Genomic DNA, 15,180 nt, shown 5'->3' with positions numbered 1-15,180 from the left:
CTGCGTCAATCCCGCACCTGGTCCTTGACCCAGTCCAGCATCCCCCCCGGCACGATCAGTTCATGCCGCGCCCGCGAACAGGCGGTATACAACCCCGCCAGCATACGCGCCCGTTCATTGCGGTTACCCGCCACCTGTGGCGCCACCATCAGCTCCGGCGACACCATTACCCGGGCAAACTCCATGTTCTTCACATCCCGTACTCGCCCTAGGAACAGCTTCGGCGCCTTGTCCCAGCGGTAACGGCTCTTGGCCTTGGCAAAGTGCTCCGGCGTGTAGCCTTTGCGCAGCATGTTGGCCACGGCGACGAACGCTTTGTCATCGCCCTTGTCCTGTTCCAGCGCCTGCCAGCTGGCATAGCGGAACAGCATCGGGTGGCGCGGCCGGGTGCCGTAGCGGTACAGCTCGATGCAGTCCTCGACGAACAGCTCAAAGTCCTTGCGGGCGCTTTTCAGCAACAAGAACGGCACCCCCTGATGCGTGAGGCGCTGGAACCAGCCAAACAGGCCCCATTCATCATCGACGATAAGCGCCGTGGGCTGTTCCGGTACCATCACCGTATCGAAGAAGCTGACCCGGGTGTAGTGCTCGGCGCTGCCACTGAAGGCCGCCTGGATCGTGGCCGGGTGCGCCTGGATCAACGGGTTGAGCACATTGTCCATTGCCGGCCCGGCGCGCAGTGAATGGTCGATGCAGCGTTGCCGGATGAAGCTGCCATGGTGCGGGCTGAGGCCGTTGAGGTTTTGCAGTTCGTCACCCAGGGTAATGATCGACTGCGGACTGCGATCGAGTACCGCCAGCATCGGTGCCGACAGCTCGTGGGCCTCGTCGACGATGACATGGGTGTAACGGCTGTCGATCACATGCTCGGTCAGCGACAGCAGCTTGACCCGGTGGTAGTCACGCACCGGCAGCTGAATGTCCCGCGCCGACGGGCGAATCAGCTCTTGCCAGTACAGGCGTGCCTTTTCCAGCAGCACCTCCTGATCCAGCGGCGAGGTGCCAGGCCCGGCCCAGGGCAAGTGGTGCAGCTGAAGCTGGGTATCGGCACTGTGGCAGAACGTGCGCACGGCGCGGATGCACAAGGCAACCACATCACGCGCTGCGAGCGGGCCGATATCTGGGATGGACAGCCAGCGCACCACTTGCGCTTCCTGGGGGCGCCAGGACAGCTTGGTGCGGTACGGATCGCGCAATCGCCAGCCGTTGCTGGTGAGGTCACGGTTGAGCAGCTCGTCAGCCAGTTGGCCGAAGGTCAGCGCGGTATAGGCGGCAGCGTCCTTGACCCGCGCCTGCAGCGCGCGCAACTGGCCTTCAGTCAAGGCCAGCAGCAAGGTGCGCTGTGGCTCCAGCAGCCGGGCGAACTGGTGAATCAGGAAGGTCTTGCCGGTGCCGGCGAAACCTTGCACAGCCACAGACTCGTCGATGCCACTGAGGAATTCGCGCAGCAGGCGGTTCTGCTGGTCGCTGAGCATCAAGTCACTGGCCAGCGACGGCAGGTACACCGGGTGCAGCGGCGTGGCCCGTTGGCGGTAGCGGTCGGCGAACTGGAAGTTCCACTGGCCTTCGTCATCCAGCCATTCGTCCGCGTGGTACTGCACTTCGGCCGACAGCAGTGCAATGCCGTTTTCGCCCAGCATGCCCAGGCCCATGGCGAACGCTTCGCGATCGAATTGCTGCGCTACCTGGGCCTGGAAGCGCCCGGGGGCGACACCTTCTACTTCGTTGGCGATGCGCACGATTTCGGCGAAACGACGCTCCTGCGCGTCGGCCGAGGCGGTGGCAGGCTGGCGTGGCAGGTTTTGCACGAACAGCACGGTAGCGGCATCGACAACACTGGCGGTGGTGAAGAACTCGGTAACGGCCGCGCTGGCGAGGCGGTCGGCCTGGTCGCTGGGCAAAGGCAGGTAGAACATCGGCACCTCGGGTGAAATCAGGGCGGCACGATAGCAACTTTTGGCGTGGAATGCTGGGTTCAGTGTTGCCTGGGCTGGCCGCTTCGCGGACTTGCCCGCGCCCCAGGCAACGTGCGATTCACGAAACCATGCTGGTGCTGTGGGAGCGGGCGAGCCCGCGAAGAGGCCGGCAGCCCCGCCTCCACCTCAAACCCTGCAGCGCTTCAATGTTTCACTGGGAAACTCCTTGAACAACTGCCGGTAACTCTCTGAAAACCTTCCTAAATGCCAGAACGACCAGCGCATCGCCACCTCGGCCACGGTCACGCCGCCACCGCGCAACAGATCACGCCGCGCACCGTTGAGCCGACGCAGGCGCAGCCAGTGCGCCGGCGGCATGCCGGTAAAGGCCTTGAACGCCTGTTGCAACTGGCGCAGGGAAACCCCAGCCACGTCTGCCAGCTCAAGCAGGTTCAGCGTCTCTTCCGGGCAATCGGCCGCCCATTCGCTGACCCGGTGCATGATCGCCCTCTCCTCGTCCCGCCGCCCCAGGGCCACGCCCTGTAACCGCTGGCTGGCATTGTCGAGAATGAACAGGCAGTCCTCCAGCAGCTGCTCAGCCAGGGCCTGCCCTTGCAACGGGCAACCCTCCTCGCCCAACCGGGTCAAGGTGGCGCTGAGCCAGCTGCCGAACAGCGCATTCTGGCCGCTGCCCAGTGGCACCATGAACAACCCTTCCAGGCGCTGCGGGTCCAGGCCATGGCGGGCCAGGAAGGCCTGGTCGAACACGACCGCCACCTCCTGGTAGTTCTCCGGCGTGATCCAGATATTGCGGCTTTGCTCGTTCAGCAGGTACAGGCTGTTCTCGCTGCGGTCGAAGCAAAACGCCAGCGAGCCGCTTGGCGCGCGGAAAAACTGCTCCACCCGGGTGTTCAGGCGCTCTTCGTACACCTCCACACCATCCAGCCCCAGACACCGCAGCTCACCGCTGAAGTACCCGGGCGACATCTGCCGGTACTGCTGCTGCCAGCCAGGGGTGGCGCGCACTTGCTCGGTGACATCAGTGGTGTGGAAAGCCTGGACCTTCAACGCATTGGCGGTTGTCACACATCGTCCTGTATGCACTCTTTTGGTGCATTCGATACTGAAGAAAGTGGATAGATCGCCCCGGGGGGCTGCGCCCAAGATAGTCTCCAGCGCGTCACCTGGGAAGCGTAACGCCTTCGCAACTGTTCAACGATTTTCGCAAGCGCCCACGCTCCCCCACTAAAACCCAACCAAGAGGTCTGTATGAACGCCCCCTTCGATCAGCTGTCCACCTGGCTGAAAGAACACCGGATCACCGAAGTCGAATGCGTGATCAGCGACTTGACCGGCATCGCCCGCGGCAAGATTGCGCCTACCGCCAAGTTCCTCCATGAGCGAGGCATGCGCCTGCCAGAAAGCGTGCTGCTGCAGACGGTCACCGGCGACTACGTCGACGATGACATCTATTACAACCTGCTCGACGCCGCCGACATCGACATGGTCTGCCGCCCCGATCCCACCGCCGTTTACCAGATCCCGTGGGCGATCGAGCCAACCGCGATCGTGATCCACGACACCTTCGACAAGCAAGGCAACCCTATCGAGCTTTCGCCACGCAACGTCCTGAAGAAGGTGCTCAAGCTGTACGCCGACAAGGGCTGGCAGCCGATCGTCGCACCCGAGATGGAGTTCTACCTGACCAAGCGCTGCGAAGACCCGGATTTGCCACTGCAGGTACCACTGGGGCGTTCCGGCCGTGCTGAAAGTGGCCGTCAGTCGTTCTCGATCGACGCCGCCAACGAATTCGACCCGCTGTTCGAAGACGTCTACGACTGGTGCGAGATCCAGGGCCTGGACCTGGATACGCTGATCCACGAAGACGGCCCGGCGCAGATGGAGATCAACTTCCGCCACGGCGACGCGCTGGACCTGGCCGACCAGATCACCGTGTTCAAGCGCACCATGCGCGAGGCCGCGCTCAAGCACAACGTGGCCGCCACGTTCATGGCCAAGCCGATCACCGATGAACCCGGCAGTGCCATGCACCTGCACCAGAGCGTGGTCGACATCGCCACTGGCAAACCGATCTTCGCCAACGAAGACGGCAGCATGAGCCAGCTGTTTTTGCATCACATCGGCGGCTTGCAGAAGTACATCCCCAAGCTGCTGCCGATGTTCGCGCCCAACGTCAACTCGTTCCGCCGCTTCCTGCCGGATACCTCGGCACCGGTCAACGTCGAGTGGGGCGAAGAAAACCGCACGGCCGGCCTGCGCGTGCCCACCTCCAGCCCTGAGGCGATGCGGGTGGAAAACCGCCTGCCGGGCGCCGATGCCAACCCGTACCTGGCCATCGCTGCCAGCCTGCTGTGCGGCTACCTGGGCATGGTCGAGCAGATCGACCCTAGCGCACCGGTGCAGGGCCGCGCCTATGAACGCCGCAACCTGCGCCTGCCGATCACCATCGAGGATGCGCTGCAGCACATGGAAGACTGCGAAACCGTGCAGCAGTACCTGGGCAAGCAGTTCGTCCAGGGCTACGTGGCGGTCAAGCGCGCCGAGCACGAGAACTACAAGCGCGTCATCAGCTCGTGGGAGCGTGAATTCCTGATGCTGAGTGTCTGATCCACCGCGGGGGTGCTCTGCACCCCATGCACAGGCAAGCCTGCTCCGAACTCGAAGAACAAGACCAACGAGGTGTTCCCATGCGTCATCTGCAAGCCCTGATCCCCGCTGCATTCACCCTGCTGTTCGCCACCACCACCCAGGCCGCGCCCACGGTCAGTGTGTACAACTGGACCGACTACATCGGTGACACCACCCTGGCCGACTTCCAGGCCAGCAGCGGAATCAAGGTGGTCTATGACGTGTTCGACTCCAACGAAACCCTTGAAGGCAAGCTGTTGGCCGGGCGTACGGGTTATGACGTGGTGGTACCGTCCAACCACTTCCTCGCACGCCAGGCCCAGGCCGGCGCCTTCCTGCCGCTGGACCGCAGCAAGCTGCCGAACTGGCAGCACCTGGACCCCAAACTGCTCAAGCAACTTGAACAGAACGACCCCGGCAACCAGTACGCCGTGCCTTACCTGTGGGGCACCAATGGCATCGGCTACAACGTCGACAAGGTCAAAGCGGCACTGGGTGTGGACCATATCGACTCGTGGGCGGTGCTGTTCGAGCCCGAAAACCTGAAAAAGCTCAAGCAGTGCGGCGTGGCATTCATGGACTCGCCCGACGAGCTGTTCCCGGCCGTGCTCAACTACCTGGGCATGGACCCGCGCAGCGAAAAACCGGGCGACTACGCCAAGGCCGAGGCCCGCCTGCTCGAACTGCGCCCCTACATCACCTACTTCCACTCCTCCAAGTACGTCTCTGACCTGGCGAACGGTGATGTCTGCATCGCGTTCGGCTACTCCGGCGACGTGTTCCAGGCTGCCAACCGCGCCGTAGAGGCGAAAAACGGCGTGAAGGTCGCCTACAGCATTCCCAAGGAAGGCAGCAACCTGTGGTTCGACCTGCTGGCCATCCCCAAGGACGCCAACAACCCCGAGCAGGCCCTGGCGTTCATCAACTACCTGCTCGACCCCAAAGTGATCGCCAAGGTCAGCGCCACGGTCGGCTATGCCAACGCCAACCCGGACGCCAAGGCCTACATGGATGCATCGCTGGTGAACAACCCCGAGATCTACCCACCCCAGGAGGTGCTGGACAAGCTGTACATCTCTAGCACCCCGAGCCCAAAAATCATGCGCGTCATGACCCGCTCCTGGAGCAAGATCAAGTCCAACCGCTGAGTCGAGAACGCTCATGTCTTTCAATACCCAACACACCGCCTCGTACTACGCCGCCACCGCGCGCGACGCGGCACCCTACCCCAGCCTGGACAGTGAACTGACGGCCGACGTATGCGTGATCGGCGGCGGACTGACTGGGGTCAATACCGCCCTGGAGCTGGCCGAGCGCGGCCTCTCGGTGGTACTGCTGGAAGCCCGACGCATCGGCTGGGGCGCCAGTGGGCGCAATGGCGGCCAGCTGATTCGCGGTATCGGCCATGATGTCAGCGGCTTTGCCCGGCATGTCGGCCAGGACGGTGTGCGCTACCTGAAGCAGGCCGGCATCGACTCAGTGGAACTGGTGGCCGAGCGCATCGCCCGCTACGGCATTGCCTGCGATCTGCGCTGGGGCTTCTGCGAACTGGCCAACACCGCGGCGCAGTTCGCCGCCTTCAAGGAGGAACAGGACGACCTGGCCGCCCTGGGCTATCGCCATGAAACACGCCTGGTCAGCGCCGGGCAGTTGAACGAGATCGTCGCCAGCGACCAGTACGCTGGCGGCCTGGTCGACATGGGCTCGGGCCACCTGCACCCGCTGGATCTGGTGCAGGGCGAAGCACGCGCGGCCCACGGCCTGGGCGTGCGCATTTTCGAACAAAGCCCGGTGCTGCGCATTGAGCACGGGCCCAGGTTGACGCTGCACACGGCGCGCGGCAAGGTGCGCGCAAGCAGCCTGGTGCTGGGCTGCAATGCTCACCTGGATGAACTGGAACCGCGCCTGAGCGGCAAGGTACTGCCGGCCGGCAGCTATGTGGTGGCCACCGAACCCTTGCCCGAAGCGCTGGCCAGCAGCCTGATCCCGCAGAACATGGCGCTGTGCGACCAGAAGGTCGGCCTGGACTACTACCGCCTCACCGCAGACCGCCGCCTGCTGTTCGGCGGCGCCTGCCACTATTCTGGACGAGACCCCAAGGACATCGCTGCCTATATGCGGCCCAAGGTGCTGAAAGTATTCCCGCAACTGGCCAACGTGCGCATCGACTACCAGTGGGGTGGCATGATCGGCATCACCGCCAACCGTTTCCCTCAGGTCGGGCGCCTGAACCAGCACCCTAACGTGTATTACGCCCAGGGCTATTCAGGCCACGGGCTGAACGTGACGCACTGGACGGCGAAACTGCTGGCCGAAAGCATCGCCCTCGGCCACAGCCACGGCCTGGATGTGTTCAGCGCCGTGCCGCACCTGACCTTCCCTGGCGGCAAGGCCCTGCGCTCACCCCTGCTGGCACTGGGCATGTTGTGGTACCGCTTGCGTGAGGCCCTGGGTTGAGTGGGCAGCAACGTTTGCAGCGCCCCTCAGGGCGAGCCACGCACTGTGTTCTTTTCAAAGAGGATTGCCCCGTCCACTGGCCAACTGCCTCGCACCTGCTAGCGTTGTTGAGGCCGACCTCTCACGGATGCCTTTTCATCATGAAATCATTGCCTCGCATTACCCTATTGTGCGCCGCGCTGCTTGCCGTGGCCGCCTGCTCCAGCAACCGCGTGGACCCCAAGGATTACTCCGGCTTCCTCAAAGACTACAGCCGGCTGCAAGAGGCCAAGAGCCCGTCGGGTGACCCGGTGATGCGCTGGATCGACCCCAAGGTCAATATCAATCAATACAGCCAGGTGTTCGTCGAGCCAAGCCAGTTCTACCCCAAGCCGCAGCCCACAGCCGTTATCTCGCAGCAGACGCTGCAGGAAATCACCCGCTACTTCAACGAGGCGCTGCGCCGCGAAATGGGCAGCGTGATGCCGTTGGCCAAGGGGCCAGGCCCGGGCGTGATCGTGGTACGCCCGGCGATCACGGCAGTGTCCACCAGTAACGAGGGCCTCAGGCCTTACGAAGTGATCCCTATCGCGCTTATCGCGGCGGGAGTGAATACCGCCATGGGGGGCCGTGACCAGGACGTGGATGTCGGTGTGGAGGCAGCGTTCCTGGACGGCGCCAGCCAGAAGGTACTGGCCCAGGTGGTCCGCAAGGGCGCGGGCCAGGAACTGGAGAACGATACCCAGAAGCTGACCTTGAATGACGTCAAGCCGGTGCTCGATGGCTGGGCCAAAGACATGCGTGCGAGCTTCCTGGCAGCCAAGCAGAAAGGCCGCTGAGTCCGTCGCAACCGGGTTCAGGAGCGGCCCATCGTGACACAAGGCCGCTCCAGTTGACCGCGTTAAAAATCAGCACTCGACAAAAGCGACCGCCAAACCGCCGCGCGAGGTTTCCTTGTAATTGGCATGCATGTCCGCCCCGGTATCACGCATGGTGCGGATCACCCGGTCGAGCGAGATGAAGTGCTCGCCATCCCCCCGCAGCGCCATCTGCACAGCATTGATCGCCTTGACCGCAGCAATCGCATTGCGCTCGATGCACGGCACCTGCACCAGGCCACCCACCGGGTCGCAGGTCAGCCCAAGATTGTGCTCCAGGGCAATTTCGGCGGCGTTTTCAAGCTGGGGCGGCGTAGCGCCCAGTACCTGCGCCAAGCCGGCAGCAGCCATCGAACAGGCTGAGCCCACCTCCCCCTGACAACCCACCTCGGCACCGGAAATCGAGGCGTTCTTTTTGCACAGGATACCAACCGCCGCTGCCCCAAGCAGGAAGTCCACCACATCAGCATCGCAGGCACCGGGGTTGAACTTCATGTAATAGTGCAGCACCGCCGGGATAATGCCGGCTGCCCCGTTGGTGGGCGCGGTAACCATACGCCCACCGGCGGCATTCTCTTCATTGACCGCCAAGGCGAACAGGTTGACCCACTCCATGGCGCCAAGGGTCGAGCCGATCACGTTGGGCTTGCCCAACTCCTGCAGGCTGCGATGCAACCGCGCGGCGCGGCGCTTGACGTGCAAGCCGCCCGGCAGGACGCCCTCGTTGCGCAGGCCGTTCGCCACGCACTCACGCATGGCCGCCCAGATGCGCAGCAAGCCTTCGCGCACCTCGGCCTCCGGGCGCCAGGCGCACTCGTTGGCCATCATCAGTTGCGCCACGCTCAGGTTGTGGGCCTTGCACAAAGCCAGCAGTTGGGCACCACTGTCGAATTCATAAGGCAGCATCACGGCATTCGTTTCGCTTGCCGGCGCATCGATCTCGGCTTGCTCGACGATGAAGCCGCCGCCCACCGAAAAATAGGTCTGGCTCAACAGGCTGCGCTGCCCGTCCATGGCTTCCAGGCTCATGGCATTGGGGTGATAAGGCAGGCTCTCGTCGAGCAGCAGCATGTCACGGCCGTAGTCGAAGGCCAGCGGATGGCTACCGTCGAGCATCAGGCAGTGCTCTTGCAGGACCTGTCCGATGCGCGACTCGATCGTGGACGGGTCGATGCGGTCCGGCCACTGGCCCATCAAGCCTAGCAGGCACGCGCGATCGGTGGCATGGCCAACCCCGGTGGCCGACAGCGAGCCATACAGCCGCACTTCCACGCGCGTCACCTGGGCCAGCAGCCCCTGCTCACGCAAGGCCTGGGCAAAGGTAGCCGCCGCGCGCATCGGGCCGACGGTATGGGAACTGGACGGCCCGATGCCAATTTTGAAAAGGTCGAAAACACTGATAGCCATGCTAATGCCTGACCCTACCCTGACATGCATCCAGGGTAGGGTTATCTGAAGAAATTGAGCGTTATTGCGATTTTGCGCGATACTGCCGCGCTGGCTCACGGATGACCAACGAAACTTCCTAAGCAAGCCTTTAGTGGTACTAAACGATGCGACGACAACTCAATGGTCAGATGTTCGTCTGGCTGCATGTATTTGCCTGCGCAGCCCGGCACTTGTCCTTCACCCGCTGTGCCGAAGAGCTGCACATCACCCCGGGCGCGGTCAGCCAGCAGATGCGCCAACTGGAAGAGCGCCTGGGCTACCGGCTGTTCCTGCGCCGGGCGCGCGGCGTGGAGCTGAGCGCCGAGGGGCAACGCCTGGCCCAGACGGTGGCCGAGGCCTACGGCAGTATCGAAGCCGAGCTGCTGCGGCTGGACGCGGGGGAAATCCGCGGCACCTTGCGTGTGCGTTCGATCCCCTCGTTCCTGGCCAAATGGCTCACGCCGCGCTTGCCGCGTTTTCAACAGCGCTACCCGGATATCGAACTGCGCCTGGTCGCCGAAGACAGTGCCCAGGCGCTGACCCCGGGTGATTTCGATTTGGCCATCGACCTGAACGATGGTAGCTACCCAGGCATGCTTTCGACGCCACTGCTGGACGAGCAGATCTTCCCGGTGTGCTCACCTGCCCTGCTGCGCGGGCGCCCGCCGCTGCATGGCCCCGCTGACCTGGCGCACTACCCGCTGCTGCATGACATCACCGCCTGGCGTGGCAGTTCGGAATATGCCGAGTGGGAGTTCTACCTGGAAGGCATCGGCGCCGCCGGCCTGGATGTGCGGCGCGGGCACACCTTCAACCGCAACCACCTGACCATCGAGGCGGCTATTGCCGGTATCGGCGTGGCGATTGCCCGCCGCACGCTGCTCAATGATGAACTGGAACGCGGGGCACTGATCGTGCCGTTTGGTGTACCGATCGCCAACCACAAGCGTTACGTAGTGCATTACCCGCCAGGCGGCTTGAACCAGCCAGGTGCGCGGGCGGTGCATGACTGGCTGGTGGAAGAAGCGCGGGGGTTCAGGGCGTTGCATCCGTTGAACAAGGAATAGCCACTTGGGTGCGCTTGAGCAGGAGCGCTGCGCTCAATAAGCCTGCTTACCGGTGAAGGCATTAAGCGTGCGCACCAGGATCACGAAGTCCAGCCACAACGACCAGTTGTTGATGTACTCGATGTCCGAGTCGACCCGCTGGATCATTTGCTCGATATCCTTGGTCTCCCCCCTGAAGCCGCGCACCTGCGCCAAACCTGTCATGCCTGGCTTGATATTGTGGCGGGCAAAGTAGTCAACGATATCCTGCGAATACAAGGTGTCATGTTGCAGGGCATGCGGCCGCGGCCCTACCAGGGACATTTCCCCGGTCAGCACATTGAACAGTTGTGGCAGTTCATCAAGGCTTGTACGCCGGATAAAGGCGCCGACCCGGGTCAACCGTGGGTCGTTCTTCTGCGCCTGCTGGACCACACCTGCTTCCGGTTGGTGAACATGCATGCTGCGAAACTTCCAGATGCGGAACGATTCTCCTGTCCAGCCGGTACGTTCCTGGCGGAAGAACACCGGCCCGCGGCTGTCGATCTTGATGGCCAGCGCAACAGCCAGCAATACGGGGGATGCAAACAGCAAAATCAACGCGGCCAGCACCCGGTCTTCAAGGTTTTTCAAGAACAGGCTCATGCCCGTCAAGGGTGTCTCCGACAAGGTCAGCACCGGAATGCCGGCAATTTCCCGCACGCTGTGGTTGATCAGGCGCAACGAGAAGATATCCGGCACCCAGTTCACCGCAATGCACTTGTCGAGCAACTTGAAATACACGTCGTTGATGACCTCGGAGCCACCCAGTGGCGTCACTAGATACACCGTACGAATGCCGTGTTGGGCCACCAGCTCGTCGAGGTCGCCAATATGCCCCAGCACCGGCAGGCGCTGCTTGCCCTCGGCACTCTCCAGCCCCTGCCCATCGCCTTTGTCGAGCAGCACGCAACCCAGCACCCGCTCGCCAAACCACGGGTTGTTGCTGATTTTCTGATACAGGAAGTTGGCCAGGTCACCGTTGCCGATGATCAGGGCATTGTCCAGGCGCGCATGCGCGCTAAAGCGCTTTTGCAGTTCGCGCACGGCAAAATGCAAGAATAACTGGGCGACATAACCAATGACGAACAGTTGCACCACCAATAGCCGTGAATAGGTTTCGCTCTGTTTGGTCAGGAACGCCATGACGACCAGGAAGCAAAACGTTGCCGACCAGGCCTTGAACAGGCGGAACGCCTTGATCGAAAGCCCGACGTTGGTGCGGTAGATCGCGTAATGATCATAAATGACTGCCAGTGCGCCAATCAGCAGCAGCAGCATGATCACGTAATCGGATGTGATATAGCCGAACTGGTCGTAGATCAGGTACCAGGCAATACCGGTGACGGCAATACCATCGAGGCCGGCCTGGATGGCGTTACTGACACTGCTTCTTCTCTGGAGTAAGGAACGACTGCTTCTGGGTTCGAAAACCATTTCAGACCTCATCAAGATGAGCGTAGCAAGTGCCTTCCATCAAACAGCAAGCCTTGAAAACAGACTTAAGCAAAAACCGTGCAGCAGGCGCGTGGCGCCCTCAAGCGATTGATATCACTGTAGCAGCCACCCGGCGCTGGCGTACCCGGGATCACCGCTTTTGCGATTTTTGGCCGATTCATAGGGCCCGCCTGGCCGAAACCGCCGCCCGCCGGTACAACAGGGTGCGCAACAGGAATAGCGGATTGCCCACCACATAACGCATGAACAGGCGCTTGGGCTCGCGCAGCAGGCGGTACAGCCACTCGCCCCCCAAACGCCGCAGCCATTCGGGGGCACGGCTGACCTTGCCGCCGAGAAAGTCCAGGATCGCCCCACCGCACACGATCAGGCATGGCCCGCCAGTGGCTGCCAACGCCGCTGCCACCGCTTCCTGCTTGGGCATGCCCATGCCCAGCACGATCAGCTCGGGTTGCTGGACGCGGGCCAACTGCAGATAGGTTTGCAGGCTGGCGAAGCCATCGTGAACCGACACTGGCACGATGCCGAATTCGGCTTTACAGCGCTGCACAGCCTGGTCCAGGTAGGGTTGCCGGGTGCCCAAGAAGGCGACCTTGCGCCCTCGGTAAGCAGCCATGAGCCTGGGAATGAAGTCTGTGCCGTTCATGTTGAGCCCGGGTTCCAGGCCCAGGCAGCGATACAGGATCGCCATGCCGGCACCATCGCGCAGCAGCACATCTGCGGCCGACAGCGCCTGGCTGTAGCCACCATCGCGCACCACCAGGTTCATCGCATGGGCGTTGACGAAGCCCAGCACGGTGGCCGTATCCGGTGTGGCCAGGCGATCGAGCAGGTGCTGCACGGCGGCGTCATCAGCGATCACTGCCAGCTGGTCGATCACACGCTTCCAGCGATTCTGCCACTGAGCCATCAGTCGTCATCCCGTTTTGAACGCACCCATTCAACTTGGCGCTTGATCAGGAAACTCAGGTACAAGGGAATTTTCCTGGCCGCGTAAAACGGCGCGTACAGCAGCACCGAGAACGGTATCACTTCACGGCAGAAGCGCGCCCAGGCCAACACAACGGCAAAGGCCAGCAAGGCCAAACCGGCAAAGGCGAGCCACGCGGGTGCCGCCAGGCCGAACAGCAGGTACGCCAGCCAGGTCACCAGGTTAAGCCCGAGCAAGGTCAGTACCAGCAACGCCAGGGGCGGCACCAGCAAGTCCAGGGTCAAGGCCGCCAGGCTAGCGTTGCGCTGGGTGATGGCAGCCATCGCCCGCTTGGGTGCGTCGGCAAGCATCAAGCCCAGATGGCCATGCTCCCAGCGGGTGCGTTGGCTGTTGAGGCCTTGCTGGCTGAGCGGGAACTGGCTAGTGACCAGTGCCTCGGGGCAGAAAGCAGGCGGTTTGCCCTGCTGGCAAAGGTCCAGGCCCAGCTTCACATCCTCGACCAGATGACCATTGGCCAGGTTGATCAGGCTCAGATCGTGCCAGCCGAACGCCATGCCCGCGCCCATCAGTTGGCATGGCAGGCCCAGACGCGCCCAGCCACGTGGCCGCACCAGGTTCTTGACCCGCCAGGCAAACTCGGCAACCTGCACTCTCAACCCGGCACCTGCCGGTGCACGCATCAGGTACAGCGACTGTACCGGGCGGGCAAGTGCGTGACAGCGGCGCGCCAGGCAATCGATCGCCCCCTCGCCCACCTGGCAGTCGGCATCCACCACGATGACCACCTCGGGCGGCCGCTGAGCCAGGTGGCGCACGCCGAAATCCAATGCGTAACCTTTGCCGCGCAAGCGCGTATCGTGGCGCTCTACCACTTCGGCACCGGACGCGCGTGCCAACCGGGCCGTGTCATCCGAACAGTTGTCTGCCACGACCAGCAAGCGGTCGCCGTCCAGCAGTTGCGGCGTAACGCTGGCCAGCATCGCACGAATGACCAGCGCCTCATCGTGGGCGGGCACCAACACCGCCACTCGCGGGCGCTCGCCAATGCCCTTGGGCCTGGACCGCGCCGGCAGGCAAGCCAGCAACACTTGCAGCAACAGCACCGACACCGGTACCAGGACGATGATCGCCAACAGGCCCAGTAACCAACCCAATACACTTATCATGCGTATGCCTTGAAATAGTCGGCCAGCCTGGCCGCCTCGGTATCGATGTCATGCCGTTGCACGACACGCTGGTAGGCCACCTCGCCCATGCGCTGCAGCACCTCGGCCGGTTGCGCCAGGCAGTCGGCCATGGCTGTTGCCAGCTCGTCCACGGCACCGGCTGGGAACAGCCAGCCGTTTTCGCCAGGCCGCACCAGCTCGGGGATACCCGCTACATAGGTGGTGAGCACGGGCCGGCGCAAGGCCATGGCCTCCATGATGACCACGGGCAAGCCCTCGGCGAAGCTGGGTAGCACCAGCGCACGGGCGGCCAGGATTTCCTCGCGTACCTGCGCACTGCTGATCCAACCGGTGATACGCACTTGCTGCTGCAAGCCGTGCCGGGCAATCAAGGCCTCGATCTGCTCGCGCATTTCACCGTCACCCGCCAGCACCAGCTCGAAGGCGATCGACTGGGCAGCGAGACAGCGCGCCGCTTCCAGCAACAGCAGCTGGCCCTTCTGTTCGCACAGGCGCCCGATACACACCAGCCGTGGCGCCGACGGCACAGCGACCGGCGCCACCTCATGAAAGCCACGCTCCAGGCCGCAGTGCACCACCTTCACCTTGCCCCAGTGCTCGTGCGCCACCCAACGGTACAGCTGGCTGCGCCCGTACGAGCTCACCGCCGCGACAAAGGCGGCGCGGCGCACCTTCTCACCCATGTGCAAGAACTGTGGCTTGTCGAATTCTTCAGGGCCGTGCACGGTAAAGCTGTATGCCGGCCCGCCCAGGGCGTTGGCCAGCATGACCACTTCAGTAGAGTTGGTGCCGAAATGCGCGTGCACATGTGTCGCCTCCCCTGCCTGCAACCACTGCAGCACCTGGCAGGCCTCGGCCAGGTAGACCAGGTGGTAGGGCCAGGCACGGTCGGCCCGCAAGCCGAGGCGCATGGCCAGCCACAGCGCCTGGAAAAACCGCCGCGGCTGCGTACGCAGTACCTGCCACGTCGGTGCCAACAACCCCTTGAGCCCACCTTGCAATACGTAGCGGGTCTTGCCCCGTTCGGTTGTGTCCTCGGCATCCTGCACTTCGGCGTCCCACCCACGCAGGGCTATACGTTGCACCTCGACCCCCTGGCGCTCCAGCGCCAGAATTTCGCGACGGATGAAACTGTGGCTGACTTTCGGGTACTGATTGATGAAGTAAGCAATGCGCATACGAATCCAGATCCAAACCCGCTTGATGACCAAC

12 protein-coding genes are annotated in these 15,180 nt (G+C 63.0%); 5 read left to right on the top strand and 7 right to left on the bottom strand.

Features of this window, described 5'->3' with window-relative positions; translation table 11 throughout:
- Positions 1-5: 5 nt before the first annotated feature.
- Together C4Q27_RS26050 and C4Q27_RS26045 are read right to left on the bottom strand one after the other, a co-directional pair.
- Positions 6-1,916 carry an AAA family ATPase gene (locus C4Q27_RS26050; protein WP_104887597.1) on the bottom strand — a complete coding sequence of 637 codons (1,911 nt, stop codon included), beginning with the start codon at positions 1,914-1,916 and terminating at the stop codon, positions 6-8.
- 186 nt (positions 1,917-2,102) lie between these two features.
- A complete protein-coding gene (locus tag C4Q27_RS26045; RefSeq protein WP_049587807.1) occupies positions 2,103-3,002 on the bottom strand; it encodes a helix-turn-helix domain-containing protein in 900 nt (299 codons plus the stop codon).
- A gap of 183 nt (positions 3,003-3,185) precedes the next feature.
- Between C4Q27_RS26045 and C4Q27_RS26040 the strand changes: the two genes are divergently transcribed.
- From C4Q27_RS26040 to C4Q27_RS26025, 4 genes are all read left to right on the top strand, one after another.
- A complete protein-coding gene (locus C4Q27_RS26040) occupies positions 3,186-4,544 on the top strand; it encodes a glutamine synthetase family protein (protein WP_010954037.1) in 1,359 nt (452 codons plus the stop codon).
- A gap of 80 nt (positions 4,545-4,624) precedes the next feature.
- A complete protein-coding gene (locus C4Q27_RS26035) occupies positions 4,625-5,713 on the top strand; it encodes a polyamine ABC transporter substrate-binding protein (RefSeq protein ID WP_010954036.1) in 1,089 nt (362 codons plus the stop codon).
- A 13-nt stretch (positions 5,714-5,726) separates the two neighbouring features.
- Positions 5,727-7,022 carry an FAD-binding oxidoreductase gene (locus C4Q27_RS26030; RefSeq protein ID WP_104887596.1) on the top strand — a complete coding sequence of 432 codons (1,296 nt, stop codon included), beginning with the start codon at positions 5,727-5,729 and terminating at the stop codon, positions 7,020-7,022.
- A 140-nt stretch (positions 7,023-7,162) separates the two neighbouring features.
- Complete coding sequence (locus C4Q27_RS26025) at positions 7,163-7,840, top strand: DUF3313 domain-containing protein (protein WP_064492796.1); 678 nt, start codon at positions 7,163-7,165, stop codon at positions 7,838-7,840.
- Positions 7,841-7,909: 69 nt separating this feature from the next.
- On the opposite strand, the gene C4Q27_RS26020 is transcribed toward C4Q27_RS26025, so the two are convergent.
- A complete protein-coding gene (locus tag C4Q27_RS26020) occupies positions 7,910-9,286 on the bottom strand; it encodes an L-serine ammonia-lyase (RefSeq protein WP_104887595.1) in 1,377 nt (458 codons plus the stop codon).
- 146 nt (positions 9,287-9,432) lie between these two features.
- Between C4Q27_RS26020 and C4Q27_RS26015 the strand changes: the two genes are divergently transcribed.
- Positions 9,433-10,374 carry a LysR substrate-binding domain-containing protein gene (locus C4Q27_RS26015; RefSeq protein WP_012052371.1) on the top strand — a complete coding sequence of 314 codons (942 nt, stop codon included), beginning with the start codon at positions 9,433-9,435 and terminating at the stop codon, positions 10,372-10,374.
- Positions 10,375-10,407: 33 nt separating this feature from the next.
- Here C4Q27_RS26015 and C4Q27_RS26010 read toward each other — a convergent pair whose 3' ends face one another.
- The 4 genes from C4Q27_RS26010 to C4Q27_RS25995 all read right to left on the bottom strand — a co-directional run bounded on the left by C4Q27_RS26010 (position 10,408) and on the right by C4Q27_RS25995 (position 15,146).
- Positions 10,408-11,829, bottom strand: a complete 1,422-nt coding sequence (locus C4Q27_RS26010) for an undecaprenyl-phosphate glucose phosphotransferase (RefSeq protein WP_104887594.1) — start codon at positions 11,827-11,829, stop codon at positions 10,408-10,410.
- A 178-nt stretch (positions 11,830-12,007) separates the two neighbouring features.
- On the bottom strand, positions 12,008-12,760 hold the full coding sequence (locus C4Q27_RS26005; protein WP_104887593.1) for a WecB/TagA/CpsF family glycosyltransferase: 753 nt from the start codon (positions 12,758-12,760) through the stop codon (positions 12,008-12,010).
- On the bottom strand, positions 12,760-13,947 hold the full coding sequence (locus C4Q27_RS26000) for a glycosyltransferase family 2 protein (RefSeq protein ID WP_010954029.1): 1,188 nt from the start codon (positions 13,945-13,947) through the stop codon (positions 12,760-12,762). The genes C4Q27_RS26005 and C4Q27_RS26000 overlap by 1 nt, the downstream gene beginning before the upstream one ends.
- Positions 13,944-15,146: a glycosyltransferase gene (locus C4Q27_RS25995; RefSeq protein WP_064492799.1), complete on the bottom strand. Its 1,203-nt coding sequence runs from the start codon at positions 15,144-15,146 to the stop codon at positions 13,944-13,946. The genes C4Q27_RS26000 and C4Q27_RS25995 overlap by 4 nt, the downstream gene beginning before the upstream one ends.
- Positions 15,147-15,180 lie beyond the last annotated feature (34 nt).

Source organism: Pseudomonas sp. SWI36, from assembly GCF_002948105.1.
Classification (GTDB): Bacteria; Pseudomonadota; Gammaproteobacteria; order Pseudomonadales; family Pseudomonadaceae; genus Aquipseudomonas; species Aquipseudomonas alloputida.
Note: the sequence above shows the minus strand (reverse complement) of the source record. Positions and strands in the feature narration are given on the sequence as shown.

Excerpts from the sequence above, each read along its gene's own strand:
- C4Q27_RS26035 (WP_010954036.1), top strand. The coding sequence starts at position 4,625 with ATGCGTCATCTGCAAGCCCTGATCCCCGCTGCATTCACCCTGCTGTTC.
- C4Q27_RS26020 (WP_104887595.1), bottom strand. The coding sequence starts at position 9,286 with ATGGCTATCAGTGTTTTCGACCTTTTCAAAATTGGCATCGGGCCGTCC.
- C4Q27_RS26025 (WP_064492796.1), top strand. The coding sequence starts at position 7,163 with ATGAAATCATTGCCTCGCATTACCCTATTGTGCGCCGCGCTGCTTGCC.
- C4Q27_RS26050 (WP_104887597.1), bottom strand. The coding sequence starts at position 1,916 with ATGTTCTACCTGCCTTTGCCCAGCGACCAGGCCGACCGCCTCGCCAGC.
- C4Q27_RS25995 (WP_064492799.1), bottom strand. The coding sequence starts at position 15,146 with ATGCGCATTGCTTACTTCATCAATCAGTACCCGAAAGTCAGCCACAGT.
- C4Q27_RS26005 (WP_104887593.1), bottom strand. The coding sequence starts at position 12,760 with ATGGCTCAGTGGCAGAATCGCTGGAAGCGTGTGATCGACCAGCTGGCA.
- C4Q27_RS26015 (WP_012052371.1), top strand. The coding sequence starts at position 9,433 with ATGCGACGACAACTCAATGGTCAGATGTTCGTCTGGCTGCATGTATTT.
- C4Q27_RS26030 (WP_104887596.1), top strand. The coding sequence starts at position 5,727 with ATGTCTTTCAATACCCAACACACCGCCTCGTACTACGCCGCCACCGCG.
- C4Q27_RS26040 (WP_010954037.1), top strand. The coding sequence starts at position 3,186 with ATGAACGCCCCCTTCGATCAGCTGTCCACCTGGCTGAAAGAACACCGG.
- C4Q27_RS26000 (WP_010954029.1), bottom strand. The coding sequence starts at position 13,947 with ATGATAAGTGTATTGGGTTGGTTACTGGGCCTGTTGGCGATCATCGTC.
- C4Q27_RS26010 (WP_104887594.1), bottom strand. The coding sequence starts at position 11,829 with ATGGTTTTCGAACCCAGAAGCAGTCGTTCCTTACTCCAGAGAAGAAGC.